General features: G+C 57.1%; 1 protein-coding gene. It reads right to left on the bottom strand.

Annotation, left to right across the window (positions count from 1 at the left end):
• A partial coding sequence (locus tag HMPREF3170_RS05110) for a zinc-dependent metalloprotease (protein ID WP_210385497.1) occupies positions 1-1148 on the bottom strand: 1148 nt, incomplete at both ends.

The following is a 1148-nucleotide window of genomic DNA, read 5'->3' as shown; positions in this document are numbered from 1 at the left end:
ATCCAACCCAGGATTTGCAACCTTCAAGCTCACCGTATTCTCACCACGGTGAAGCTGCGGGGAATCAACAACAGCAACCTTGACAGAACCCTGCGCATCTTCTGCCGCCTGCATCGCTTCCTGTTGCGCGGCAAGCGCTTTACCATCAACCTTCACATCGGCGGCACCGATGGTGGAGTTGTAATCCTTGCCGATCTTGCCGGTGTTGATCATCAGGTTGTCCCAGTCGGCTGGCACACGGTAGTCACCTTTGTAGCAGTCCATGCCCGGCTGGTTGCACACCTCCGGTAGTGGCCCACCGGAGACGGATTCTTCATCCGAGTAGTTAAAGTGGGTGAACTGGTAGAGGTAGTTCATCACCGAGTAGTAGTTCGGCAGGTAATCCGACTGCGGGACCTCGTTGGCGAACTTCATCGAACCATTGTGGTTGAGCCCCAGCGTGTGGCCGAGCTCGTGCATGATCGTGTTGCGCAGCTGATCATCGGTGCGCATGCGTTCATGCTTGGCAACATAAAACGAGTTATCCGCAACCAGGGCCAACCCGGTACCCCAGTGGCCGCGCTGCATCTGGTCCCCAATGACACCAACGCGGAAGACTGCCGCACGTGCACCCAAGAGGGTATCGATATTATCGACCAGCTTCATGCCCGGGATGGTGCCCTCGAAGTAGTACGGGGCATAGGCTTCAGTCTGTCCACCATGACGCGTCGGGTAGTTTGCAATGTTGGTGTAGGTATCACCGGCATCGATGTGCAGGTTGACCCCGTACTGGTCGAAGCGATCCACCAGTTGCTGCAAAATATCGCGGTGTGGGCGGTAGCTTGCCACCGACATCTGCGCACACATGGCAGCATCCGCACCAGGTGTGTCGCAGCCAGCCTGCTGCCACTGCGAGTTCATCCAATTAAGCTGCAGGAACAAATCCGGGCGCTCAGGATCAGCACCCCACTGATTCAGTGGCATGGCCGTACCGTCGCTTAGGGTAACCCCTTCACGCTCCCAGACATCCGGCAGACCGTCACCATCAGAATCAACAGCACTGTCTTGGGTTGTAACCTCCATGTGCATAGCGGCAGTCAACGTTGCGCCAGCATCAATGCGCTCAAACCAACGACCACGCTGGAAGCTGGCCCCTGCCGGATCCACAA

Source organism: Corynebacterium sp. HMSC08D02, assembly GCF_001807505.1.
GTDB lineage: Bacteria > Actinomycetota > Actinomycetes > Mycobacteriales > Mycobacteriaceae > Corynebacterium > Corynebacterium pseudogenitalium.
Note: the sequence above shows the minus strand (reverse complement) of the source record. Positions and strands in the feature narration are given on the sequence as shown.